Genomic DNA, 24,817 nt, shown 5'->3' with positions numbered 1-24,817 from the left:
ACTCCAGGGTCGCCGGTTGTCACCGGACCCCGCTCGTCGCGCCGCACCGTCCACTCCGACAGTGCCGGCCGTCACTTCGCCCACGCTCCGCCAGCCGGAAGGTTCTCGACCGATGACCGATGCACCCACGTTCACCCTCGCGCTCGAGGTGGACGCCGACGGGGTCCACCCGAACGCGTGGCGCCGGGCCCACCACGCACCCGGCGAACTGCTCAGTGCGGCGCGACTCCTTCAGGTCCTGCGCGGCGCCGAGAACGCCGGGTTCGCGCTCGTGACCATCGACGACTCCCTGCTCCCGGTGGACGGCGGGGTGCCCGGCCGGATCGACGCAGTCACCCGGGCCGCGTTCGCGTCGGGCCGGACCACCCGGCTCGGCCTGGCCCCACGGGTGCATCCGCGAGCCGTCGAGCCGTTCCATCTGGCCGCCCAGTTGGCGTCCCTCGACCACGTCAGCCGCGGTCGGGGCGCCTGGCTCGTCGGCGATGACGAGTTGCCCGGGCTGGCCCGGGCGCTCGACCGGACCGTGCCCGCCGGCGCCGCGGAGCGCACGGCCGAGGTCCGGGCAGTGGTCGCCACGGTGCGTGATCTCTGGGACTCCTGGGACGACGACGCGGTCATCCGGGACTCCACCACGGGCCGCTACATCGACGCCGACCGGGTCCGGTACGTCAACGCCCGGACCCCCACGTTCTCCGTCAAGGGTCCGCTGATCACGCCACGGCCACCGCAGGGCCAGCTCGTCGTGATCGCACCCCTCGGCCTGGTGCCGGCGCACGACGTGGACGTGACACTGATCCGTGCTGCCACCACGGAAGACGGCCTCAGGGCGGCCGCCACGGCCGGCACGCCCCGGTCCCTGCTCGACCTCCAGGTCACGCTGGACACCGAGGACGCCACCGGCACCCAGCGCCTGGATGCTCTCGGCGCCGATCCGGAGGGTACCGACCGGCCGCACTTCGTCGGTTCGGGCGCGGGCCTGGTGCTGCTGCTTCAGGACCTGGCCCAGGCCGTCGGGCCGACGGGTGGCGTCCGGATCCTGCCGACCGTGATCGACGAGGACCTCCCCCAGCTGTCCCGGCACGTCCTGCCTTCCTTGCGGGCCTCGGGGCTGCTGCGCGGCCCGCGACCTGCAGCCACGCTGCGCGACACCCTCGGCCTGGACCGCCCGGCCAACCGGTTCACCCGGCCCAAGACCCCAGCCCCCACCCGGCAAGAAACTGCACAGGAGTTGTCCGCATGAGCCACCCGATCACCCGACCCGACGCGCAGGTCCACCTCGGGGTGTTCTTCCAGGGCGTCAACCATCACACGGTCTGGTCCGATGCCGAGTCCGGTTCGCAGATCGACCCGGACAGCTTCCTGCGGGTCGCCCAGGTGGCCGAGCGCGGCCTCTTCGACGCGTTCTTCCTCGGCGAGGGGCTGCGGCTGCGCGAGTCGCACGGCCGCGTGCACGACCTCGATGTGGTGGGCCGTCCGGACGCCCTCACCCAGCTCGCGGCACTCGCCTCGGTCACCACCCATCTGGGTCTGGTGGCGACCCAGAACACGACCTACAACGACCCCGCCGACCTGGCCCGGCGCCTGGCCGGCCTCGACGTGCTCAGCGGCGGCCGCGCCGCCTGGAACGTGGTCACCACGGACAACGCCTGGACCGGGGAGAACTTCCGCCGCGGCGGCTACCTCGACCACGCCGACCGGTACGTGCGCGCCGAGGAGTTCGTCCGGGCCGCGCAGGCCATCTGGGACTCCTGGGACGACGACGCGATCGCCCCGGACTCGGGCGCCGAGAACTGGGCGGACCCGGGCGCGATCGAGACAGTGGTCCGCGACGGCGCCAGCGTCCGGATCCAGGTGCGCCCCACCGTGCCGCGCAGCCCGCAGGTGCACCCGGTCCTGTTCCAGGCCGGTGACTCCCCCGCCGGGCGGGACTTCGCCGCACGCAACGCCGATGTGATCTTCTCCGCGCACGGGTCCGATCTCGACGACGCGCTCGCGTTCGCGGCCGACGTCCGCACCCGGGTCCGGGCCGCCGGGCGGCCCGCGGATGACCTCCTGATCCTGCCCGGCACGTTCTTCGTGCTCGGGGACACCGACGCCGAGGCCGAGGAGAAGTACGCCTGGCTCAAGCGCGCCCAGGTCACCGGGGCCACCGCACTCTCACTGCTCGGCTACATCTGGGGCCATGACCTGTCCCACCTCGATCCGGACGGCCCACTGCCGGACCTCGAGGCCACGACGGTCGAGTTCGACGGCACCCGTGGAGCCGCCCTGAAGGAGGGTGGCCGCCGCAAGCTCGCCGAGCAGTGGCGCGCCCGGGCCGAGGCCGAGAACCTGTCCATCCGGGAGCTCGTGATCGCGCAGGAGGCGCGCCGCGGCTTCGTGGGAACGCCGGGCAGGGTCGCCGACCGGCTCGTCGAGTTCGTCCGCACCGGCGCCGTCGACGGCTTCAACATCTCGCCGTGGATCGTGCCGGACGGCCTCGACGACATCGTGGACACGCTCGTGCCGGCGCTGCAGGAGCGTGGCGCCTACCGCACGGCCTACACCTCGACGACCCTGCGTGGTCACCTCGGGCTGCGCGTGCCGCTGAGCCACCGCGCGGCGGCCGACGACGTCGTCGGCACAGAGCAGATCGCCGGGTGAGCGCCGTCACGGCACCGAGCCAGGTGCCCTCAGCGAACCGGGTACCGCCAGTGAACAAGGTGCCCCCACCGAGCCGCGCCTACCTCGACGCGCTCGCCGAGACCACCCGGCGTCGCACCGAGGCGTTCGTGCCGCTCGCCTCGCCGTACCAGGGTGCCCCGCGCTCCGCCGTCGAGAGCGTGCGGGCCAGCCTGACGCAGCGCTCCGGCGCCGTGCTCGACCTGGCCCACGCCGTCTTCGGCTTCGCCGAGGAGGCGTTCGAGGAGGTTCACAGCGTCGAGGCGATCGCCGCCACGCTGCGCGCCCACGGCGTGACGCCCGAGGTGGGCACCCACGGTCTGGCGACGTCCTTGCGCGCCTCGCTCGGGCCGGACGACGGCCCGACCATCGCGATCCTCGCCGAGTACGACGCCCTGCCGGAGATCGGGCACGCCTGCGGGCACCACCTGATCGCGGCCGCCGCGACCGGCGCCTTCCTCGGCCTGGCCGGCGAGGACCTGCCGGGCCGCGTGCTGCTGCTCGGCACCCCGGCGGAGGAGGGCAACAGCGGCAAGGAGCTGCTCGCCCGCGAGGGCTTCTTCGACGGCGTGGACGCAGCGCTCATGGTGCACCCGTTCGGCTACGACGTGGTGGACCAACCCTTCCTGGGCCGCCGCCAGCTCGTGGTCCGCTACCGCGGCGTCGCGGCGCACGCCTCGGCGCAGCCCTACATGGGCCGCAACGCCCTGGACGCGGTGGCCCTGAACTACCAGGCCGTCGCTCTGCTGCGTCAGCACCTGCCGCCGAGCGACCGGGTGCACGGAGTGATCCGCGAGGGCGGCACCCGGCCCTCGATCGTGCCGGAGACGGCAGTCGTGGAGTACTACGTGCGGTCCGCGCAGGCGAGCACGCTGAAGGACCTCTCCGCGCGGCTCGAGGACATCGCCAACGGCATCGCCCGGGCGACGGGCACGGTCGCCGAGCTGACGTGGGACCCGAAGCCGTTCACGCTGCCGCTGCGGACGAACTCGCCCCTCGCGGCACGGTGGGCCGGGCACCAGGCGGCCCGCGGCCGTACCGTGCTCGCCGGCGGCGTGGTCCCCGAGGAGCTGGCCGCGTCCACCGACTTCGGGAACGTGAGCGTCCGGATCCCGTCGATCCACCCGATGATCGCCGTCTCCGATCCGGACGTCGCGCTGCACACCCGCGAGTTCGCGACCGCGGCCGGTTCCCCGGCCGGTGATGCCGCCGCCCTCGACGGCGCGGACAGCCTCGCCCTGACGGTCCTCGACTGGCTCCACGACGCCGATCTGCGCGCCGCCGTCCGCGCCGACTTCGAGGCCGCCGGCGGCGAGCTCGACGTGCCGGGCTACTTCGACTGAACCACTACGCCGACCGACGCAGCCCACCGACCCACTGAGCAGGAGCAGCACCGTGACCGAACCCGTCGTCCACGTCATCCACGAGAACCCGGACTGGTTCGCGCCGTTCGCCGCCGCCTTCGACGCCAACGGCGTGCCGTACCGGGAGTGGCTCCTCACCGGCGGCGCCCTCGACCTCGGTGATGAGCCGCCGCCCGGCGTGTACTGGTCCCGGTTCAGCGCCTCCGCGCACACCCGCGATCACGGGCACTCCAAGGAGCACACGCGGGCCGTGCTGGCGTGGGCCGAGGCCGCCGGGCGGCGGGTCGTGAACGGCCGGGGCGTGCTCGAGTTCGAGGTGTCCAAGGTGGTCCAGCTCGCGTCCCTGCGGGCCGCCGGGATCGACACCCCGCTCACCCGGGTGGTCATCGGCACCGGCAACCTGCTCGCCGCGGCCGCCGACTTCCCGACGCCGTTCGTCACCAAACACAACCAGGGCGGCAAGGGGCTGGGGGTGCGCCGGTACGACGCGGTCGCGGACCTGGCCGCCGACCTCGCCTCGGGCGTCCACGAGGAGCCGGTCGACGGCGTCACGCTCCTGCAGGAGTACGTCGCCCCGGGGGACGGCTCGATCACCCGGGTGGAGATCGTCGGCGGAGAGTTCGTGTACGCGATCCGCGCGGACACGGTGCACGGCGGGTTCCAACTCTGCCCGGCGGACGCGTGCGCGCTCGACCCGGAGACCGGCCGACCGATCCTCCCGCCGGGGGCCACGCTCGCCCCGGTGCCCGGCCAGTCGCTGTTTTCACTGCGGGAGCACGTCGACCCGGCACTCCTCGAGTCCTACCTCGCGTTCACCGCGCGGCACGGCATCGAGATCGCGGGCATCGAGTTCCTCGAGTCCGCGGACGGGCGGGTGCTGACCTACGACGTGAACACGAACACCAACTACAACGCCGAGATCGAGGCGTTGGCCCCGCGCAGCGGACCCGGGCAGATCGCCCGCTACCTGGGCGCGCTGCTCGAGTTGGAGAGGTCGACCGGGCCGGAACTCGAAGCGATGCGCGCCGGGTGATCGAGGACGCGACCGCCGGCGACGACCTGCACTCTAGGCTGGGGCGGGATCAGGCGGAGGAGCTGGACGATGTTCGATGGTTGGCGGGCGAGCCGACGTGCGAAGGCCACCGCGCAGCGCGGGCGGGAGGAACGGCGACGAGTCATCGACGACATGCGGGACGCCGTCGACGCCGCCGATCCCGGCCGGGTGGAACCGGTGACCGTGCGCGCGCTGTCCGACGCCCTCGCGGGCGCCGCCGGGCACTCTCTGACGGAGGCCCTGGACGAGCACGCGCGGGCCGCGCTCACCGACTTCCGGACGACGCTCGCCGCCGACATGGACGCCGACGCGGCGCAGGGGCTCGCCGAGGCGATCGACGCGGGCTGGGACGCGAACTCGAACCCGAACGACCTGCTCGAGGCGATCGAGAACTGGGCCGCCTACCTGGCCGACCCGGCGCGCGACCGCGCACACATGGAGAGCGTTCTGTGGCTCACGGTCCTGGCGCACGATGACACCGAGGCCGCACTCGAGACGGTGCGTCAGCGGCTCGGCGTCGCCTGACGGACCGAGGGTCGGCTCAGCCGGCCCACCTCACCGCTCACCCCTGGCCAGCTTGGAGGGCCACCAGATCGTGCGCCCGATCGAGTAGGACAGTGCCGGGACGAGCAGTGAGCGCACCACGATCGTGTCCAGCAGGACACCGAATGCGACGATGAACGCCAGCTGCGCGAGGAACAGGATGGGGATGATGGCCAGCGCCGCGAACGTGGCGGCCAGCACCACGCCCGCGGACGTGATCACACCGCCCGTCAGGGCCAGCCCGCGCAGGATTCCCTCCCTGGTGCCGTGCATCAGGGACTCCTCCCGCACCCGGCTCATCAGGAAGATGTTGTAGTCGATCCCGAGCGCCACCAGGAACACGAATCCGAACAGGGGCACGGCTGGGTCCGCACCCGGGAAGCCGAGCACCTGGTTGAACACCAGCGCCGAGATCCCCATCGCACTCCCGAAGGACAGCACGACCGTGGCGACGAGCAGCAGCGGGGCCAGCACCGAGCGCAGCAGCACCATGAGGATCAGCGCGATGACGCCGAGGATCAGCGGGATGAGGAGCGTCCGGTCCCGGGTCGAGGCGTCGTTGGAGTCCACCGCGGTGGCAGTGACCCCACCGACGAGCACGTCCTCGCCGAGGCGCTCGCGCAGTTCGCGCACGGTGCTCTCGGCCGCTGCGGAGTCCGGCGGGTCCGTGAGCGTCGCCTGCAGCATCACCTGGCCGTCGACCTCGGTCGGCGCCGGCGCCGGGGTGCCCGGCGGGCCCAGGGGCTGGACGCCGTCGGCCGTGACCGGTGCGGTGCCGCTGGGCGAGTCCGCGCTGACGACGGCGAGCGAGGCGACGCCCGGGGACTCGAGCACGGTGGCCGCCACGGTGTCGAGGTCATCGGCGTCCGTCACGACGAGCGTCGGGCTGCCCGACCCGCCCGGGAAGTGCTCGCCGAGTGCCTCCTGGCCGTCGCGGGCATCCGAGGCGGTCAGCACGAGGTCGCTGCTCGCGACGCCAGAGGCCTTGAGCTGGGGCACGAACGCGCAGGCGATGAGCAGCACGACGGTGGTGACGATCCAGATCTGATTGGGCCGGCGGGCGATCGCCCGGCCGAGGCGGGCCCAGAGTCCGGTGGTGGGCAGCTCGTCCGCGGCGCCGATCGCCGGGTCGTAGGCCGGCCGGCGCGGCCAGAAGACGCCGCGCCCGGTGAGCAGCATCAGCGCGGGCAACAGCGTCAGCGCAGCCAGGAGCGCGAACGCGATCCCGATGGCGGCGACCGGGCCGAGTGACTTGTTCGAGTTCAGGTCCGACAACAGCAGGCACAGCAGGGCTGCGATCACCGTGCCGCCCGAGGCGAGGATGGGCTCGACGGAGCCGCGCAGCGCCCCCTTGGTCGCCGCCCAGGCGGTGGGCGTCCGGCGCAGCGCCTCGCGGTATCGCGCCACGTACAGCAGCGCGTAGTCCGTGGCCGCGCCGATGACCAGGATGAACAGGATCCCCTGGGTCTGGCCGCTGAGCAGCACGATGCCGGCCTTGGCGAGCCACCAGACGGTCAACAGCGCCGCGCACAGCGCGCTCAGGCTCGTGGTCAGCACCACGAGAGGCAGGAACGGGGACCGGTAGACGATGACCAGGATCACGAACACCGCGCCGAGCGCGACCATGAGCAGGAGCCCGTCGATGCCCCCGAACGCCTCGGTCAGGTCGGCGGTGAAGCCGGCCGGCCCCGTGACGTGGACCTCCACCCCGTCGGGCGCGCTCCCGCGGACCTCGGTGCGTAGCTCGGCCACCACCTCGCCGACGTCCGCGTCCGGACCGATGGTGAGGAACACCTGCGCGGCCAGCCCGTCCTCCGACGACACCGGCGGCGACACCTCGCCGTCGACGCCCGGCACCTCGGCGAGCGCCGCCGTCGTCGTCGCGATCTGGGCGAGCGCGTCCTCGGTGAGGGTCTCGTCGGAGGTGTAGACGATGAACGCGGGGATGGCCTCGCTCCCGCTGAACTCCGCCCGCAGTTCCTGAACCGCGGTCGCGTCCGCACTGGCCGGCAGGTAGGAGGTCTGGTCGTTCGTCGAGACCTCCTCGACCCGGCCGAAGTACGGTCCACCGACCGCCGCTGCGGTCAGCCACGCCCCGACGAGCAGCAGCGGGATCAGGATCCGCAGCCAGCGGGCGGGTTGGCCGGGCGTGGTCGGCCGGCTCTGTGTCGATGTCGTGGGCATCGCGCTCCTCGAGATGTGCGTGTTCGGGTTCGGGTTCGGGGGTCAGCGGATCAGGGCAGTGCGGTCCAGATCAGCAGGAGGGTGATCAGGAATCCCGCCACGTAGTTGATCAGGAGGAACTTCTTCCAGCCGGCGTTCGCCCGGGCGGAGTCGCGGTCGTCGATCCGAGCGTAGGGCCGGACAGCGAGCAGGTAGGGGATCACGAGCGGCGCGACGAGCGGTCCCGGCCATGGCGTGGTCAGCATCAGGACCCCGGCGAGGACCCACATCGCCATGGCGAACCGGACCGTGCGCGCGGCCCCGAGCACGGTGGCGATCGACGCGATCCCGCCGGCCCGGTCGGGCACCACGTCCTGCACCGCGCCGAACGCGTGGGAGGCGATGCCCCAGGCGCCGAACGCGCACAGCACGGTCACGATGGCCGGCGTGAACGTCGCGTCGGCGAGCACGAACCCGTAGATCGCCGGGCTGACGAAGTGGGTCGAGGAGGTCACGGAGTCCAGGAACGGGCGTTCCTTGAACCGCAGCCCGGGCACCGAGTACGCGGCGACGGCGAACAGGCTGATGCCCAGGACCACCCAGGAAGCCGGGTCGCCGAGCGCGAGGAGGACCACCACGAACGGGATGGTCAGCCCGACGGCCGCGATCAGTGTGGTGCGGTGCACCGCAGGCCCCAGCAGGGCACCCTCGGCGCCGCCCTTGCGGGGGTTCGCCGCGTCGGAGGCGTAATCGAACACGTCGTTGATGCCGTACATCGCGAGGTTGTACGGGATCAGGAAGAACAGCGTGCCGACCACGAACGCCAGGTCCACCTCACCGACCGTGAGCAGGTAGGCGGCCGCGAACGGGTACGCGGTGTTGATCCAGCTGAGCGGGCGGGAGGCCAGCACGAGTTGGCCGAGCACGCCCGGCCGTGCCGTCGCCCTCACGAGTTCTCACCTCGCGCGCCCAGGTTCCAGCCGGCGGTCAGCAGCAGCAGGCCGGCGATCGGGTAGGCGAAGTCCTCGATCGGCGCTTGACCGATCCTCAGCCCGGAGATCTGCTCGTCCGAGTACGCGAACAGCCCGGCGGCGATCATCAGGTTGTCGAACACCGCGGTGAGCACCACGAGCACGGCGGCGGTCAGCACCAGGGCGCGCAGGTGGCCCGGGGGCCGGCGCCGCCAGGTGAGGGCGGCCGCGAGTGCCGCGAGCGCGACGAAGAGCGCGCACAGGAGCGGGTACGTCACCGGCGTGCCTCCCCGCGGGCACCGAGTCGCAGGACTCCCGCATAGGTCACCATCGTGACGTAGCAGAGGAACGCGAGGAAGAAGACCTCCTCGATCGGCAGTTCGGGCGCAAGCAGGATCCCGGTCATCAGGTCATTCTCCGCCCGGAAGAAGATGCCGAGCGCGATACCGGCCAGGTCCCAGAGGAGGAAGAAGACCACGCCCGCGGCCAGCACCACCGCGGCGCGGCGGGGGCTGCGCCAGAACACCAGTCCGAACCGGCGGTCGAGGAGCGCCATGCACGCGATCAGCGCGCAGAGCACGCCCAGGTAGACCACGCTCATCCGGCACCGCTGCGGGTGCGGGGATCGGTAGGACCGGACGCCCGCGCGGGCTCGGGCAGGCGGCCGCCGCCGCGTACGCCACGGACCCGCTTGGCCACGAGCTCGGCGCTGATCAGGCACATCGGCAGTCCGATCCCCGGCAGGGTCGTGGCGCCCGCGTGGTACACGTCGCGGACCCGGGCCGAGTCGACGCGCCCGCGCAGGAAGGCGCTCTGCCGCAGCACGTGCGCGGGGCCCAGCGCGGAGCCGCGCCACGAGTTCAGGTCGTTCGCGAAGTCCGCCGGGCCCACGGTGCGTCGCACCACGACCCGTTCGGCGAGGTCATGCTCGCCGGACCAGTCGGCGATGCGGGCGATGGCGGCGTCTGCGATGGCCTCCACACGCTCGTCACCGGCGCCATCGGTGCCGCCGGCGCCGATGAGCACGTCGGCGGGGAGCGGGACGAGCACGAACAGGTTCTCGTGCCCGGGCGGGGCCACGCTCGGGTCGGTCTCGCTCGGCTTGCACACGTAGACCGAGGCCGGGTCGGGGACGCGCCCCTCCTCGATCGCGGCGAAGTTCGCCTGCCAGTCGCTCGTGAACAGCAGGTTGTGGTGGGTCAGCCGCGGGAGGGTGCCGCGCACGCCGAGCATCACCAGCACCGCGGAGGGGCCCGGGTCGGTGCGCCGCCAGGACACCGCGGACCGGCTGCGCTGCGTGGGCTCGAGCAGGCTCTGTTCCGTGTGGTACAGGTCGGCGGTCGAGACCACGATGTCGGTGCGGGCGTGCTTGATCATGCCCTCGCCGTCGGTGTATTCCACCCCGGTGGCCGCACCGTCCTCGACGGTGATCCGGGTGACCGTCGCGCCCGTGTGGAGCACGGCTCCGCGGGCACGGGCGAGGTGAGCGATGCCGTCGATCAGGGTGGTGAAGCCGCCACGCGGGTAGTACACGCCGTCCTCGAGGTCGAGGTGGCTCATCAGGTGGTACAGGCTTGGAGCCCGGTAGGGGGAGGTGCCGAGGAACACGGCCGGGTAGCCGAGCACCTGCCGCAGCCGCGGATCGGTCACGGCCCGGGCGGCGAAGGCATCGAGCGGCTGCAGCAGGAGCCGGGCGAGCCGTGGCGCCCGGCGGAGCACTGGCGCCGCGACGAGGCTGCGCGGGGACGCGAAGTCGTCATAGAGGAAGTGGTCGAGCGCGAGCCGATAGGTCTCCCGCGCGGAGGCCAGGTAGCGCTCCATCCGCGCGCGAGCTCCAACCTCGAGCCGCTCGAACGTCGCCAGGACCTGCTCACGGTCCGCGCTCACGTCGAAAGGGGCCGCTCCGGACTCGAAGAAGACCCGGTAGCCGGGGTCGAGGCGGATGAGGTCGAGCTGTTCCTGCGCCGAGGTACCCAGGAGCCGGTAGAAGTGCTCGAACACCTCGGGCATCAGGTACCAGGAGGGGCCGGTGTCGAACCGGAACCCGCCGGCGCTCCACGAGCCTGCCCGGCCGCCGAGGTCGTCACGCGCCTCGAACAGCTCCACCTCGTGGCCGTCCGCCGCGAGCAGCGCCGCGGTGGCCAGGCCAGAGATGCCACCACCGACGATCGCGACCCGCCGGGTCATCTGCGCATCCCCGCCGCCACGGGATGACCGGGCCGGGATCCGGCGAGGGCGGCGGCGCGCAGGAGGATGGCGGCCTTCCACGGCGCGGGTACGCTCACCCTGGTACGCAGGAGCAGGACGGCAGGCGTCTTGCGCAGCCGCCGGGCCAGTTCTGCGAACAGCGCGTGGGCGGCGGCCACCGCCCGCCGGCTACCGTCGGGCAGCTCCGGGATGGTCGCCGCGGCGATGGACAGATCCCGCTCGATGTCCGCAAGGAGCCGGTCCCGGTCCGCGTCCGTGAACCCGGCGGGGTCACAGTCCGGGAAGTAGCGTCGACCGCGGGTGAGGTAGTCCTCGCCCAGGTCCCGGAGGAAGTTGATCTTCTGGAACGCGGCCCCGAGGTGCCGAGCGCCACGAGCGAGACGTTCTGCGAGCGCGTCATCGACGTCGGCCCCCACCGTGAACGCCCTCAGGCACATCAGCCCGACCACTTCCGCAGATCCGTACACGTAGGTCCGGAACTCGGACTCCGTCAGCTCGACGGGGTCCAGGTCACGTCGCATCGACGCGAAGAACGGCGCGATGAGCTCGGGCCCGACCCCGGTTCGCCGAGCGGTCCACGCGAAGGCGTGCACCACCAGGTTCGCGCTGAACCCACTGACGATGGCGTCCTCGACCTCGCTCTCGAGCCGGTCGAGGGCAACGCGTCGCGCCGCTACCCCCAAGCCGGCCTCCTCGGCGGTCCCGTCGACGATCTCGTCGGCGACCCGCACGAGCGCGTAGACGTTGACGATGTGGGGACGAACCTCGGGCTCCAGCAGGCGGCTGGCCAGCCCGAAGGACGTCGAGTAGGCGGAGATGACCCGGGCGGCACTGGAGTGGGCGACCTCGCTGTAGAGGGAGAGCGGGGTCCGGGCCCTACTCATCGGTTCCTCCCCGCGACCGAGAGCGCGGTCGCGGCGATGGCCTTGCGGAGCCCCTCCGGTACGTCCAGCTGCTGGAGCAGGTCCTGCACGGCGGCAATCTCGTCGGCGATCCGTTGCTCCACGTACGCCAGCGCACCACTGCGGCGGAGCACCTCACGCAGCTGTTGCACCTGCGCCTCGTTGAGATCGCGGCGGCCGAACGCGGAGGCGACGGCTGCCCAGCTCGGGTCGCGCCGCGCGTAGGAGACGAGCATCGTCTCCTTGCCCTCGCGCAGGTCCCCCAGCGCACTCTTGCCGGTGGCCTCCTCGCGCCCGAAGACACCGAGGACATCGTCGCGCAACTGGAAGGCAATGCCGAGGTGCCGGCCCACGCGTCCGAGACCGGCCAACACGGCGGTCGGTGCGCCGGCCAGCAACGCCCCAGCCTGCAGCGGGGCGCGGAATGAGTAGGCGGCGGTCTTGTTCTCCATGACGGCGAGGACTTCGGTCTCGGTCGGGCTGCCGCTCACCGAGGCCCAGACGTCGGCGTGCTCACCCGCGGCCGTGCGGAAGACGCACCCCTCGAGGAGGTCGAGCAGCGCGCGCCGGCGGTCTGCGGGCGCGGCCAGGCCGGCGATCAGCACGTGCGCGGCACTGATGAGCAGGTCACCCGCGAGGATCGCTGCGGCCTCGCCGTAGTCGGCGGCACGGTCGCGACTCGCGCCCCGGTCGATCGCTGCCACGACGGCTCGACCCTGCACGTTCGGTCGACCACGACGCACCAGGTCATGGTCGATGACGTCGTCATGGATGACGAACGCGGTATGCAGGAGTTCGAATGCGGCGGCCAGTTCGACGACGTCCGCACGCTGGTTGACGCGAGGATCCCGGGCCAGGTGACCGTGGACAAGCAGCAGTAGCGCCGGTCGCAGGCGCTTCCCGCCGCTCGCAGCGTCCCTGGCGGATTCCCACAGCTCGCGGTAGTGCTCGCCGTACCCGGCAGCGCGCGCGATCTGGCGGGCGAAATAGTGGTCGAGGTATGAGGAGACGGTGGTCTCGTCGTCCTCGGCGATCAGTGCCGTCCGGGCTGCGGTACTCATGGCGATACAGCGAGCCGGGACCATTTGCCCGCCGGATCCGACATCGCGAACATCTCTCTCCTATCTAGATACTTGCTTGTGCGAATGCAAACCTAGCATGATTAAGCCTAGAGCGGCTAGCATGTATCTCGTGAAGAGAACACGTGACGAGGTCGCAGCAGCCATGCACGACCCGCGCGTGGGCGATCCGGTCGGCGACCTGGTCGATCGCTCCGGTATGACCGACCACGACGTCGAACAGGTCGTCAGGCTGATGAACGCGCTGCGGAACTGGCACGAGGCCGCGGAACGGATGAGCGAGTCATCGCGCCGGTACATGCGGCTGAACGAGACCGACATGCGCGCGCTCCGGTACCTGATCGCGGCGCACAACCAGAAGCGCCTGGTGACGCCCGGCGCGCTCACGGAATATCTGGGCATCTCCAGTGCCTCGACCACGAAGTTGCTCGATCGACTGGAGAAGGGCGGCCACGTCCGGAGGGGGCCGCACCCCACCGATCGCCGTGCCCTGACCGTGTCCGTCACCGACACCACCCGGGTGGATGCTCGCCAGAGCGTGGGACGCCAGCACGCCCGACGCTTCGCAGTGGCAGCCGACCTGCCGCCTGCCGAGCGTGAGGTCGTCATCTCCTTCCTCGACTCCCTCAGCGCAACCGAGGTCGTCGAGGGCAACCGGGTCAGCGACTGAGGTCCGGCGCCGAACGCTCCCAGTCCGCCACCGGGCCGGGGACCGTCATGAACGACGGATGCGGCTCCGGTTCCGGCTCGTGCGCCCAGTGCCGTGCGAGGTCGGGGGTACGCACCTCGAGTTTGGCCATCAGATGCAGCCACTCCAGACGCAGCTGCCCGTCGGTCACCGGAATGCGGTCGCCGGCGCCGCCGGCCTCCCGGATCCGGGACCGGTCGAAGCGGTAGCCCCGGGCACTCGCCTCCGTGGCCACCCCGTCGAGGTATCCACCGACCGCCGTCAACGGCTCGGCGCAACTGCGGAATCGCTCCAACTGGGGGTGGCGTGTGTATCCGCGCGTGGCGCCGGCGAGCACGGCCTGGGCCAGGAGCGCCTCCCGCCAGCATGCCGTGAGGCCCTGCCGGTCGAGGTATCGGGGGTGGAGGGACCACAGGCGCACCGGCTCAGCCTACGGTCGGGAACCGGACGGGTGTCATCCGGCGATCTCGCGTGGGGCCCGCACCCGGGCGACGACCGCTGTGAGCGCGACGACACCCGCCGCGGCGCCGGCCGCGATGGCGACAACCGTCGAGGACGGCTCCGAGACCGTCCTGGCGATGGCGATCCAGGCGAGCCCCCATGCCAACGAGGCCGCGACCGCGAGCCGGCCACGGCTGAAGCGGGCCAGCGCCACGCCCACGACGGTCGCCACGGCAAGGACCCCGACGGACCACCACTGCGGCGAGCCGAAGCCGTCGAAACCGGCGCCCGCGAGCGCCGCAGCGATGTTCGCGCAGATCGCCACGCACACCCAGCCCAGGTAGAGCCCGAACACGCCGTCGGTCACGACCGCTTCGATGGCACTCGACGGGCGACGCCTCAAGCATCGGACGAACAGCAACGCCAGGACGCCGAGGAGGACCGCGATCACCAGCACGCTGCCGAAGACCCACCCCGCCTGCACCACCAGGATCCACGCGGCGTTCAACAGCATCGAGGTGATCGCCGGCCACGCCAGGGCACGCGTGTCGTCATCCCACCACTGCCACACGGTGTAGCAGCCGAGTCCGATATAGATCGCCGTCCAGATGGAGAACGCGCCCGAGGCCGGCGCGAGATGGGTGCTGTCGGCGGCGAGCAGCCCACCGGCGGCCTCTGCGATCGGGGTACCCCCGAACACGCCCACCCCGACCATCGACCCCAGCACGCAGACCACGAAGGAGACGGTGACCGCGATACGGCGGGGCCACCGACGCACGAAGCGCTGCGACCCCGAACCGGCCCGCTCGGCGCGCACATCGGCTGGCGTCATGACTCTGGCTCCGTGGGATCTGGGCTCTCAGGAGTATTCCCGCCGGCACCCGTGCCCGCATCCCGAGCATCTGCACCAGTGCCGACACTCGAAGCCTCGGCGGCCAACGCGATGTTCCGCTGCATGCCTCCGAAGACGAGGCCGTGGAACGGCGTGATCACCCACCAGTAGATCTGCCCGAGCAGACCCTTGGGGTGATAGGTGGCCCGTTGTCGGAACACGGTACGACCCTGGTCATCGCGGGCCACGACGAGATCGAGCCAGGCCAGCCCGGGCAGTCGCATCTCGGCCCGGAGGCGAAGCAGCGAGCCGGGTTCGATGGCCTCGACCCGCCACCAGTCGAGGGCGTCTCCAACCGTGAGCCGGTGGGGGTGGCGGCGGCCACGACGCAGCCCGGGTCCACCGAAGACCCGGTCCATCAGTCCGCGGGCGACCCAGCCGAGCCGCCAGGAGTACCAGCCGTGCGCACCACCGATCCCTTCGATCACCTCCCAGAGCTCCTCTGGTGCGGCGTCGACGACCCGCTCGCGTGAGTCCACGAGCAGGCTGCCGCCGGACCACTCCGGGTCCGCGGGCAGCGGATCGCTCGGCGCCCCCGGTGTGGACGCGGACGCCCACGACGTGCTCACATCCATGTCCTTGATGCGCTGCAACGCCAGCTCCACCGCGCGAGGGAAGGTCGTCGGCCCGCCCGGCGGCCCTGGTACGTACTCGTCCAGGTCGTGCTCCTTGACGACGACCTCGTGGATCAGGGACTCGACGAGCGGCTTCGCGAGGCCGGCCGGCACCGGCGTCACCAGCCCGACCCAGTGACTGGCCAGCCACGGCGTCAGAACAGGGACCGTTCGCACCACCCGCGGCGGCAGCCCGGCCGCGCGCGCGTATCCCTGCATCATCTGCCGGTAGGTGAGCACGTCGGGGCCACCGATGTCGAACGTGCGGTTCAGGCCCGGGGGCAGACCGACCGCGGCGACGAGGTAGTGCAGCACGTCACGCACGGCGATCGGTTGGATCCTGTTGTCCAACCACTTGGGGGCAACCATGACCGGAAGACGTTCGGTGAGGTGGCGCATCATCTCGAACGAGGCGCTTCCGGATCCGAGGATGACGGCGGCCTGGAGCACGGCCGTCGGCACGCCGGACGCGAGCAGGATCTCGCCCACCTCCCGCCTGGACCCGAGGTGCGGGGAGAGTTCCTCCGTGTCGGGGTGCATGCCGCCCAGGTAGATGATGCGCTGCACACCGGCGTCGCGCGCGGCGGCGCCGAACCTCAGGGCATTCGCTCGGTCGCGCTGCTCGTAGGTCGGGCCCGAGCCGAGCGAGTGGATCAGGTAGTACGCCACGTCCACCTCGGTGAGCGCGGTGGCGACCTGGTCGTCGTCCCGCGCGTCGGCCTGGACGATCTCGGTCCGGTCCGCCCAGGGCCGGCTCTGCAGGCGGTCTGGATGCCGCGCCATGACCCGCACGTGGTGGCCCGCATCCAATAGTTCGGGGACCAGGCGGCCACCGATGTACCCGGTGGCGCCGGTGACCAGGATCCGCTTCGCTGTCGACATCCACCCAGTCTCCGACGCGGCGACCGCGCCCGCGAGCGAAGTCGCCGCCGGTGATCCCGTCAGGTCGCTGGTCGGCGCTCGTCCAACGACGGCGGGCGCGGCCTCGGCTCCCCCCGCTCCGCTCCGCCGTCACCGAATCGGCTGGACAGGGAGCGTAATGTGGGCGGGACGGCTCGGACTGCGGGCCGAGACCGGAAGAGGAGCGAGCAGATGCGGGATCTCACCGCGGAATGCGGGGTGGCCGCCCTGGCCTGCTCAGGCCCAGCCCGGACCTGCGTCATCCTTCTCTGACGAGAGCCGGCAACGGACCGGCCCTGCGCGTGGGGTGCGATGGCGTGGGCTTCGTTCTGCCCTGACCCAGACCATCCGGAAGACACCGTAACCATGAACCCCTTGACCGAGAAGCAGATCCGCAAGTCCTTCGTCAACGCCACCCGTGGCGAAGCCAACCGGGCCGTCCTGCCCGACCTGGACGGGGTCGCCTGGGATGACCTCGACTATCTCGGCTGGCAGGACCCGAAGTCACCGCTGTCCGCGTACGCCGTGCTCGAACTCGACGGTGAGCCCACGGGCATCCTCCTGCGGTCCGGCGACGCCCGGACCGGTCGCGTGCGGCGAGAGGCGATGTGTGCCTGGTGCGAGGACGTCATCGATACCAGCGACGTCGTGCTCTACGTGGCCCGTCGCGGTGGCGACTCCGGCCGCCGCGGCAACACCGTCGGCACGCTCATCTGCCGGCAGTTCGCCTGCTCGGCCAACGTACGCAGGATCCCGACCGCCGTGGAGGCGAGCGACGCGGCCGGACGCGAACTGATCGTGCGCCGTCGGATCGCCGGGCTGCGCGAGCGGTCCGCGAAGTTCGTCCGCGAGATCGGCAGCACCCGCTGAGGTAGGACCTCCGGCCCGAATCAGGATCTGACGAGGTCCTGATTCGGGCGGCGGGTCCTGCGTGACGCGCGGAGGTTCTGCGTGACGCCGGGAGGTCCTGCGTGACGGTGGGAGAGGCCGACCAGACGGTCATCCGCGCCGGCGGTCGACGAAGGTGAGCCGGTGTTCGGCTCCGCGCTGCGTCGCCACGTCCACGGTCACCCGCAGCGGTGACTCATTGACCACGGTGACCGAGGGGTCGCCGCCGAGCACGGTGCCGGGTGCGTCGAACGGGAACTCCACGGTCAGCGTGCCCCCGGTCTTGGTCGGCTGGGAGATCACCAGCTCCGTGCGGATCTCGGCCGCTCCGGCCCGACCCGGACCGGCGGTGACCTGGCGGTGGCCCACCGCGCACGGCCCGCTGACGCTGTACCCGGCCCAAGCGCCGGCGGCGAAGAAGTGCCCCATCCGGGCGCCGTCGAGCGCCTCGATCAGATGGGCCTGATCCTCGGCGAGGATCACGCTGACCCGGGGCCGCCGCATCGTCTCCCCGACTGACGCGAGCGGAAGCACCTCGTAGGCGTACCAGCCGCCGCCGGCCCCGTGGGTGTGTTCGATCCGGACGAAATCGCGGGTGACCTCGTCCGTGGATCCGGCGGTGTCGCCACCGGAGTTGATCGCGTACCAGGTGCCGGTGCGCCGTTCGGAACGGACCCCGAACTGCTGTTCCTCGCGCCCCGGTGCAGGCAGCGCCACGAACCCGGCGTGCCCCGCGACGTGCACGTTCCGCGCCGGCTTCGGCTCGTCGGTGAGCATGGCGGGCCGGCCGTCGATCCGTACGAGCGGCACGGTGTCGACGGCGAACGACCGGTTCTCCGCGATCGTGCGCACCGGCGTGCCGGACGTGTCGGCGATGTTCGACCCCACGCAGACGACGGAGTCGGTCAGGAAGTACCAGGACTTGTTCGCCGTCAGGGTACCGGTGGCGTTGGTCAGATCCATCGCCGTGGTGCCGATCTCCCCGTCGATGGTCAACCCGCCGGCGTACTGGTTGTTCGCCCGCGGGATGCCGGTGCCGGCCGCTTCCCCACTGGTCCTCCTCTCGCCGTTGACCGTGATGCCGGGCAGCGCGTACGGGTCCACGGTCGGCCAGAAATCGGCCGAGAACTGGGCCGGGTCCTCCCGGTGATAGACGAACAGCACACCGTCGCCCTGGTACCAGCCGAGGTTGTTCTCGTTGTTGCCCCACTCGTAGCGGCCGATCCGCCTCGAGGAGGTGTTCACGACGGCGGCCCAGCCACCACGGTGCTGGACGATCCGTTCCTGGTTGTAGGTGTTGGTGATGCCCACTCGGGGCGGAGCCGGCGTCACGCCCGCGTCCTCCACGACGGCCAGGCTGCGAGCGGAGGCGGCGAGGGTCTGGTTGTTCGCCGCCACCGTCTGGTCGGTGGTGCGCTCCAGCCACCCCTTCACCAGCGCCCGGTACCGTGCGCGCTGCTCGGCCGGGGCGGAGTCGGCGAGCACCAGGATCGCGGACGCGATCGCGAAACCGGAGTCGTAGTCGTGCTCGCCCTGTCGCGACACGGCCCGGCCGCGCGTGCTCTCCATGGTGCGCACGTCCCACTGGAACGGTGCGAAGGTCGTGTCCACGGCACCCAGCAGGTTGGCCAGGTTCGGGTCCGTGACCGCCCACTGGCTGCCGGCCAGCATCGCCAGGACCTCGGCCACCCCGGTGATGGCCACGCCGCCGTAGGTGCCGGAGTAGGGCAGGTAGCCGTGCTGCACGAAGGAGCCGTCGGCGTAGAAGCCGTCACCGGAGGTGACGACCCGGAACAGGCTGTTGCGACCGCCGTCGGCCACGTCGGAGAGCGCGTCCCGGCCGAGCGCGACATCGGCCTCGGACGTGGTGAGCAGCCCCCGGACGATGCAGGAGAGCGCCTTGTCCACCCGGTTGGCGCCGGTCTCCTTCAGCGTGGAGCCGCGACGCACATTCGGGTTCGGGGCGTGGAAACGCACCGCCGCGATCAGCCGGTCGAAGGTCTCCGTCGGCACGTTCGGGCCGAGCAGGGTGAGGGTGTCCGCCACCTGCCGAGGGAGCCCGATCTCCCAGAACCACCAGTTGCCCGGACGCGTGCGGTCGGCCCGGTACTGGCCGGACAGGAACGCGAGCCCGCCCTGGAGATCGGCGAGCAGGCCGGCGTCGTTGTGGTACCGGCTGCCGGCGGACGCCCAGGCGGTCGCCAGGACGGTGAGCTGATTGGCGGTGACCCCCATGTTGCCCACCTCGGCGGTGTTGCCGGCGCCGTTCACCGGCAGCTCGGGCCACAGGTACGTGCGCCCGGACGCACGGTTGAAGGTGGCGAGCAGGCCGGCGACCGACTCGTCGATCGCCGCCCGTTTGGCGGCCAGCCCGGCGTGGGAGGCCGCCACCGCCCCGCCGGTGAGGAATTCACGCCGCCGGGCCAATACATCCTCGTAGGGATCGGCAGCCGAGGCAGGTAGGGCGAGGCCACCACTGGCGAAGAGCGCCGCGGCGGCCGACGCACCGAGCAGGAACTGACGACGAGAGGGCGTGAAAGACATGTTCAGGTCTCCGTTGACTCGCTGAAAATTGCTATCAGGCGTAGTCAAGCAGCATGCAGGGCACCGGTGTCAATCCCGTGCCCGGCGCACGGCCGGGAGATTCAGCCGAAGACGCGGGGCAGGGTTCCCTCGTGGGCCACGCGGAGCTCGTCCAGGCCGAGCTCGAAGGCGCCGTCGACGACCAGGCCCGCTCCGCCGTCGAGGGTCTCGCCCAGCCGCAGCAGCGGCACGAAGTGGGAGGCGGCGAGGGCCTCGAACGCGGCCACGTTCTCGGCCTCCACGGCCACGAGCGCGCGGGCGCCGGACTCCGAGAACAGCGCGGTGGCTGCATCGATGTCGTCCCGGGGCATCAGCTCGGCCAGTGAGACGCGGGCGCCGACGCCGTAACGCAGCACCGCGTCCGTCAGGGCCTGGGCGAGGCCGCCGGCGGACAGGTCGTGCGCGGCCGCGGCAAGGGACTGCCGGGCGGCGTCGATCAGTACCTGCGCGAGGGCACGCTCGGCGTCCAGGTCCACCACCGGCGGATGGCCGCCGAGGTGGCCGTGCACGACGCCGGCCCAGACCGACCCGGACAGTTCGGTGTGCGTGGCGCCGAGCAGGTAGACGTGCTGGCCGTGCGAGGACCAGCCGGACGGCGTGACGCGGGCGACGTCCTCGAGCACGCCGAGCACCCCGACCACCGGGGTCGGGTTGATCGAGGCGTCGATGTGCCCCTTGCCGACCTCGCCCGCGAGGGTCGAGTTGTACAGCGACACGTTCCCGCCGGTGACCGGCACCCCGAGCTCCACGCAGGCGTCGGCGAGGCCGGTGATGGCCTCCACCAGCTGCCACATCGCGTCCGGGTCCTCGGGCGAGCCGAAGTTCAGGCAGTCGGTGACCGCGAGCGGGGTGGCACCAACGGTGGCGACGTTCCGGTACGCCTCCGCCAGTGCCTGCTGGGCGCCGGTGTACGGGTCGAGCTTGGTGAAGCGCCCGTTCGCGTCGGTGCTCAGGGCGACCCCGAGCCCGCTCGCCTCGTCGACCCGGACCACGCCGGCGTCGTCGGGCTGGGCGAGTGCGGTGTTGCCCTGGACGTACCGGTCGTACTGGTCGGTGACCCACGCCTTGGACGCGAGATTCGGGGAGGCGATCAGGGCGAGCACCTGGGCGCGCAGCTCCTCGGGTGTCGTGGGACGCGGCAACGTCGCGGCGTCGTCGGCATTGAGGGCGTCCTGCCAGGCCGGACGGGCGTAGGGGCGGTCGTAGACGGGACCGTCGTGGGCGACGGTGCGCGGGTCGACGTCCACGATCCGGTGCCCGTTGTGGTCGATCGTGAGCCGTCCGGTGCCGGTGACCTCGCCGATGACCGAGGTCTCCACGTCCCACTTCGCCGTGATCGCGAGGAACTCGTCGAGCTTCTCCGGGGCCACCACGGCCATCATGCGCTCCTGGGACTCGCTCATCAGGATCTCGCCGGCCGTCAGCGTGGGATCGCGCAGCAGCACGCTCTCGAGGTCCACGTGCATCCCCCCGTCCCCGTTGGAGGCGAGCTCGGAGGTGGCGCAGGAGATCCCCGCGGCGCCGAGGTCCTGGATGCCCTCGACCACACGCGCGGCGTAGAGCTCGAGGCAGCACTCGATGAGGACCTTCTCCATGAACGGGTCCCCCACCTGCACGCTCGGGCGCTTGGAAGGCTTGTCCGCGTCGAAGGTCTCCGAGGCGAGGATCGACGCCCCGCCGATGCCGTCGCCGCCGGTGCGGGCGCCGAACAGGACCACCTTGTTGCCGACCCCCTCGGCGTTCGCCAGGTGGATGTCCTCGTGCCGCAGCACGCCGAGGCAGAGTGCGTTGACGAGCGGGTTGCGCTGATAGGAGGCGTCGAACTCGACCTCGCCGCCGATGTTCGGCAGGCCGAGGCTGTTGCCGTAGCCGCCGACGCCGGACACCACACCGTGCACCACGCGCTGGGTGTCCGGATGGTCGATCGCGCCGAACCTGAGCTGGTCCATCACCGCGACCGGCCGGGCGCCCATCGAGATGATGTCCCGGACGATCCCGCCGACACCGGTGGCGGCGCCCTGGTAGGGCTCCACGTAGCTCGGGTGGTTGTGGGATTCGACCTTGAACGTCACGGCCCAGCCGTCGCCGATGTCCACGACGCCGGCGTTCTGACCGATGCCCACGAGCAGGTGCTTGCGCATCTCCTCAGTGGTCTTGTCCCCGAACTGGGACAGGTGGCGCTTGGATGACTTGTAGGAGCAGTGCTCGGACCACATGACCGAGTACATCGCCAGCTCGGCGGCCGTGGGGCGCCGGCCGAGGATGTCGCGGATCCGCGCATACTCGTCGTCCTTCAGTCCGAGCTCGGCGTAGGGAAGCTCGACGTCTGGGGTGGCGGCGGCGTTCTCGACGGTGTCGGCGCTTGGCGCGTTGGTCACGGTGGTCCTCACGGAAGGCGCAGGGGGAACTGGAGGCAAATCTACCCGGCTCGGATCGATCGCCTCGCCGGCGGATCTCACGAGGCCCCTTGTCAGCATTAGGACATGTCTCCTAATCTCACCTACATCGGCCACGAGGGGGGCGGATGCACATGCTCATGGTTTCCCGCAGGAAGGTCAGCGTCGAAAGGGGCGCCGCGGCCACCGCGTCGGGCGGCGGCGGCGGGCGCGGCGCTGCCGTGCCCGCCGCCGGCGGGGACATCGGTCCCCGGGGTCGCAGCCATGCCCGGCGCTGCGCGAGTGGACGGTGACCGAGATGAGAAGAACATGACAGGGCCGTCGGTTCAGCAGCCCGCCGTCGGACCGTCCGAGGTCACGATGGGTGGCGCCATCGTGGGCCACACGGTGCCTCACCGAACCGACGATGGACCACCGACCCAGCCACTCGACCTGAGCGAGATGTTCCGCCGCGATGCCGAGGGACGCGGCGACCGCTGAGTCGGATCGGCCCCTTCGGCGTGAACGTCAACTCGTCAGGGTCACCGAGCCGAGCCGCACCGCCTGTTCGGCCAGGACCTCCAGGGGGACCGTGTCGAGATCCCGCCGCTCGACGTCGGCCTCCCAGGCGGCCATGGTGGCGTTGATGGAGCGGACGATCACCGCGACGCGCAGCCCGGCGTCCGGCTCCCGCCCGCCACACGCGACTGCACGCATCATGTCGAACAGATCCAGAGTGACGCTCAGGGGCACCTCGATGTCATTGAACCGCTTGACGTCCCGGCGCACCTCACCCATGAAGATCAGCGGACGGTTGGCTAGCGAGGCCACCGAGTACCGGGCCCAGAAGCTCGGGCGCAACGCGTCGAGCGCCGTGGCGTAGGGCTCCACGAACGCCCGCATCAAGGCCTCGGGATCGGTCTCCCGACCGTGCGCCACGAGATCGGCGACCATGGCACCCCGGTGCGCGCTGATCGGTGTGCTCCGCCAGTGGTAGATGGAGTCGAGCAGCCCCTGTCGGGACCCGAAGTAGTAGTTGATCGCCGAGTGGTTGCGGTGCCCGGCCGCCTGGGTGATCGCACGTGAGCTGGCGCCGTCGAAGCCGCGCAGGGCGACGAGTCGTTCCGCGGACTCCATCAGCCGCACCTGAGCCGGGGATGGCTCCATCACCGGGATCGAGACCTCACGCATCTACGCGATGATAGCGACGCGGGACCCTCGATGTGGTGCGCCCACCTGGTGCCGCACCGCTACCGCCTGCCGCGCGGATCAGGCCCCGGGCAGCAACGCGTCGATCCGGTCGAGCACATAGGTGGGGTGCTCCTGCGGCGGTAGCGCCGCCGCCTCGGCCGCCGTGGAGTCTCCGGTGAGCACCAACGCGGAGGCCATTCCGCCGTCGACCGCCATCTTGATGTCCGTGGCGAGCCTGTCGCCGACCATCAGCGCCCGCTCGGGACGCACGTCCAGGCCCGCCAGGGCAACCTCGACCATGGCCGGGTCGGGCTTGCCGAAGTGACGCTCGCAGGTCACCCCCGTGGTCGCCTCGATCGCGGCGACGATGCCGGCGGCATCCGGCTCGCCCCGACCGCCTGGGAACGGGCAGTACCGGTCCGGGTTGGTCGCCATCAGCCGGGCCCGCTTGTGGAACCAGATCGCATCGAAGGCGACCTGCAGCTTCGCGTAGTCGAACGTGCGGTCATAGCTGGCCAGCACGATGTCGATCGCGGCCGGATCGTCCGACGTCGTGATGCCGGCGGCGTGCAGCGCGTCCACGACCGGCCGCTCGGCGATCGGGAAGACGACGGCGTCCGGTGCGTTCGCGCGTAGCCACCGGGTGGTCGTGACGACCGTGTTCGCGATCTCCTCGACCGGGGTCGGCAGGCCGAGCCGCTCGAGCTTCTCCGCGTAGGCGCTCGGGTCCTTCGTCGGATTGTTGGACAGGAACCGCACGGGCAGGCCGCGCTCGCGCAGGCCCTCCACGAGCTCCTTCGCGCCGGGCAGGAGTTCATCGCCGAGGTAGATGGTGCCGTCCATGTCGAAGACGTACGCGTCGTAGTGCTCGATGGGACGGTCGTTACGGTCGGCCTGCGGCACGGGCGCTCCTCGGTGGCATGCGGTCGGTGGCGGAGACCATCATGCCCGCGTCGGCGCGCACCTCAGAACCTCTGAGTAGCACCGGTGATCACCGTTGGGTCGGTGCGGCGTGCGCTCGGTGTCCGGGAACCAGCGGTCAGCAGTCACCCGGCGGCGGTTCAGGCCTGGGCATCCTCGTCGGCGGAGTCCTGCCCATCGGCAGCCGCGTCCTCGACGGCGTCGGCCGGACTCTCGGCGTCGCCGTCGGCGTCCGCCGCGGCGTCCACGTCCTCACCCGACGGTGCGGACTCCTCGACCGGCTGGGCCTCGGGGGTGGCGTCCACCTCGACGCCCTCGCGCACATGACGTCCCATCGTGACCACTTCCCTCCCACACCCGGCCCACGTCGGACCGGTGG

The 24,817-nt window shown here is 71.5% G+C and carries 22 protein-coding genes; 7 read left to right on the top strand and 15 right to left on the bottom strand.

Translation table 11 applies throughout. The annotated features are described in order from the left end of the window. Positions 1–112 precede the first annotated feature (112 nt). From HALOF300_RS03490 to HALOF300_RS03470, 5 genes are all read left to right on the top strand, one after another. Positions 113–1,240, top strand: a complete 1,128-nt coding sequence (locus HALOF300_RS03490) for an LLM class flavin-dependent oxidoreductase (RefSeq protein ID WP_156739314.1) — start codon at positions 113–115, stop codon at positions 1,238–1,240. Further along, complete coding sequence (locus tag HALOF300_RS03485) at positions 1,237–2,643, top strand: NtaA/DmoA family FMN-dependent monooxygenase (protein ID WP_156739312.1); 1,407 nt, start codon at positions 1,237–1,239, stop codon at positions 2,641–2,643. Before HALOF300_RS03490 ends, HALOF300_RS03485 begins: the two co-directional genes overlap by 4 nt. Beyond that, positions 2,640–4,004, top strand: a complete 1,365-nt coding sequence (locus HALOF300_RS03480) for a M20 family metallopeptidase (protein ID WP_231954992.1) — start codon at positions 2,640–2,642, stop codon at positions 4,002–4,004. Before HALOF300_RS03485 ends, HALOF300_RS03480 begins: the two co-directional genes overlap by 4 nt. Before the next feature lie 52 nt (positions 4,005–4,056). After that, positions 4,057–5,058: an ATP-grasp domain-containing protein gene (locus tag HALOF300_RS03475; RefSeq protein WP_156739310.1), complete on the top strand. Its 1,002-nt coding sequence runs from the start codon at positions 4,057–4,059 to the stop codon at positions 5,056–5,058. A 69-nt stretch (positions 5,059–5,127) separates the two neighbouring features. Further along, positions 5,128–5,604, top strand: coding sequence for a hypothetical protein (locus HALOF300_RS03470; RefSeq protein WP_156739308.1), 477 nt, complete (start codon positions 5,128–5,130; stop codon positions 5,602–5,604). Positions 5,605–5,634: 30 nt separating this feature from the next. Here the strand turns inward: HALOF300_RS03470 and HALOF300_RS03465 are convergent, their stop codons facing one another. Genes HALOF300_RS03465 through HALOF300_RS03435 form a run of 7 tightly spaced genes read right to left on the bottom strand, consistent with a single transcriptional unit; the run spans position 5,635 to position 12,927 of the window. Beyond that, a complete protein-coding gene (locus HALOF300_RS03465; RefSeq protein WP_156739306.1) occupies positions 5,635–7,806 on the bottom strand; it encodes an MMPL family transporter in 2,172 nt (723 codons plus the stop codon). Positions 7,807–7,856: 50 nt separating this feature from the next. Further along, entirely contained in the window at positions 7,857–8,735 is an 879-nt protein-coding gene (locus tag HALOF300_RS03460; RefSeq protein WP_231954991.1) for a prenyltransferase, read from the bottom strand. Further along, positions 8,732–9,034 carry a lycopene cyclase domain-containing protein gene (locus HALOF300_RS03455; RefSeq protein WP_156739303.1) on the bottom strand — a complete coding sequence of 101 codons (303 nt, stop codon included), beginning with the start codon at positions 9,032–9,034 and terminating at the stop codon, positions 8,732–8,734. The genes HALOF300_RS03460 and HALOF300_RS03455 overlap by 4 nt, the downstream gene beginning before the upstream one ends. After that, entirely contained in the window at positions 9,031–9,357 is a 327-nt protein-coding gene (locus HALOF300_RS03450; RefSeq protein WP_156739301.1) for a lycopene cyclase domain-containing protein, read from the bottom strand. Before HALOF300_RS03450 ends, HALOF300_RS03455 begins: the two co-directional genes overlap by 4 nt. Continuing rightward, the gene (gene crtI, locus HALOF300_RS03445; protein ID WP_156739299.1) at positions 9,354–10,943 is read right to left on the bottom strand and encodes a phytoene desaturase family protein; all 1,590 of its coding nucleotides are present in this window, start codon (positions 10,941–10,943) and stop codon (positions 9,354–9,356) included. The genes HALOF300_RS03450 and crtI overlap by 4 nt, the downstream gene beginning before the upstream one ends. Beyond that, on the bottom strand, positions 10,940–11,848 hold the full coding sequence (locus HALOF300_RS03440; RefSeq protein WP_156739297.1) for a phytoene/squalene synthase family protein: 909 nt from the start codon (positions 11,846–11,848) through the stop codon (positions 10,940–10,942). The genes crtI and HALOF300_RS03440 overlap by 4 nt, the downstream gene beginning before the upstream one ends. Continuing rightward, the gene (locus tag HALOF300_RS03435; protein WP_197522271.1) at positions 11,845–12,927 is read right to left on the bottom strand and encodes a polyprenyl synthetase family protein; all 1,083 of its coding nucleotides are present in this window, start codon (positions 12,925–12,927) and stop codon (positions 11,845–11,847) included. The genes HALOF300_RS03440 and HALOF300_RS03435 overlap by 4 nt, the downstream gene beginning before the upstream one ends. A 130-nt stretch (positions 12,928–13,057) precedes the next feature. Between HALOF300_RS03435 and HALOF300_RS03430 the strand changes: the two genes are divergently transcribed. After that, positions 13,058–13,615 (top strand): MarR family winged helix-turn-helix transcriptional regulator, encoded by a 558-nt coding sequence (locus HALOF300_RS03430; protein ID WP_231954990.1) that lies wholly within the window; start codon positions 13,058–13,060, stop codon positions 13,613–13,615. Here HALOF300_RS03430 and HALOF300_RS03425 read toward each other — a convergent pair. From HALOF300_RS03425 to HALOF300_RS03415, 3 genes are read right to left on the bottom strand one after another with little or no spacing between them, the layout of a single operon-like run. Further along, positions 13,605–14,054 (bottom strand): pyrimidine dimer DNA glycosylase/endonuclease V, encoded by a 450-nt coding sequence (locus tag HALOF300_RS03425; RefSeq protein ID WP_156739293.1) that lies wholly within the window; start codon positions 14,052–14,054, stop codon positions 13,605–13,607. The genes HALOF300_RS03430 and HALOF300_RS03425 overlap by 11 nt on opposite strands. A 33-nt stretch (positions 14,055–14,087) precedes the next feature. Further along, positions 14,088–14,906 (bottom strand): tryptophan-rich sensory protein, encoded by an 819-nt coding sequence (locus tag HALOF300_RS03420; RefSeq protein WP_231954989.1) that lies wholly within the window; start codon positions 14,904–14,906, stop codon positions 14,088–14,090. Continuing rightward, positions 14,903–16,462, bottom strand: a complete 1,560-nt coding sequence (locus tag HALOF300_RS03415) for an SDR family oxidoreductase (RefSeq protein ID WP_156739291.1) — start codon at positions 16,460–16,462, stop codon at positions 14,903–14,905. Before HALOF300_RS03415 ends, HALOF300_RS03420 begins: the two co-directional genes overlap by 4 nt. A gap of 384 nt (positions 16,463–16,846) precedes the next feature. Between HALOF300_RS03415 and HALOF300_RS03410 the strand changes: the two genes are divergently transcribed. After that, the gene (locus tag HALOF300_RS03410; protein ID WP_156739289.1) at positions 16,847–17,350 is read left to right on the top strand and encodes an FBP domain-containing protein; all 504 of its coding nucleotides are present in this window, start codon (positions 16,847–16,849) and stop codon (positions 17,348–17,350) included. A gap of 129 nt (positions 17,351–17,479) precedes the next feature. Here the strand turns inward: HALOF300_RS03410 and HALOF300_RS03405 are convergent, their stop codons facing one another. The 5 genes from HALOF300_RS03405 to HALOF300_RS03385 form a co-directional block, all read right to left on the bottom strand. After that, entirely contained in the window at positions 17,480–19,912 is a 2,433-nt protein-coding gene (locus tag HALOF300_RS03405; RefSeq protein ID WP_156739287.1) for a polysaccharide lyase 8 family protein, read from the bottom strand. Between the two features lie 101 nt (positions 19,913–20,013). Then, positions 20,014–22,428 (bottom strand): phosphoribosylformylglycinamidine synthase subunit PurL, encoded by a 2,415-nt coding sequence (gene purL, locus HALOF300_RS03400; protein ID WP_156739286.1) that lies wholly within the window; start codon positions 22,426–22,428, stop codon positions 20,014–20,016. A gap of 426 nt (positions 22,429–22,854) precedes the next feature. After that, positions 22,855–23,517 (bottom strand): TetR/AcrR family transcriptional regulator, encoded by a 663-nt coding sequence (locus HALOF300_RS03395; RefSeq protein ID WP_156739284.1) that lies wholly within the window; start codon positions 23,515–23,517, stop codon positions 22,855–22,857. A 78-nt stretch (positions 23,518–23,595) separates the two neighbouring features. Further along, positions 23,596–24,420, bottom strand: a complete 825-nt coding sequence (locus tag HALOF300_RS03390) for an HAD-IIA family hydrolase (protein ID WP_231954987.1) — start codon at positions 24,418–24,420, stop codon at positions 23,596–23,598. A gap of 158 nt (positions 24,421–24,578) precedes the next feature. Then, positions 24,579–24,773 (bottom strand): hypothetical protein, encoded by a 195-nt coding sequence (locus HALOF300_RS03385; protein ID WP_156739282.1) that lies wholly within the window; start codon positions 24,771–24,773, stop codon positions 24,579–24,581. Positions 24,774–24,817: the final 44 nt, after the last annotated feature.

It is taken from the genome of Occultella aeris (assembly GCF_902703175.1).
Taxonomy (GTDB): domain Bacteria; phylum Actinomycetota; class Actinomycetes; order Actinomycetales; family Beutenbergiaceae; genus Occultella; species Occultella aeris.
Note: the sequence above shows the minus strand (reverse complement) of the source record. Positions and strands in the feature narration are given on the sequence as shown.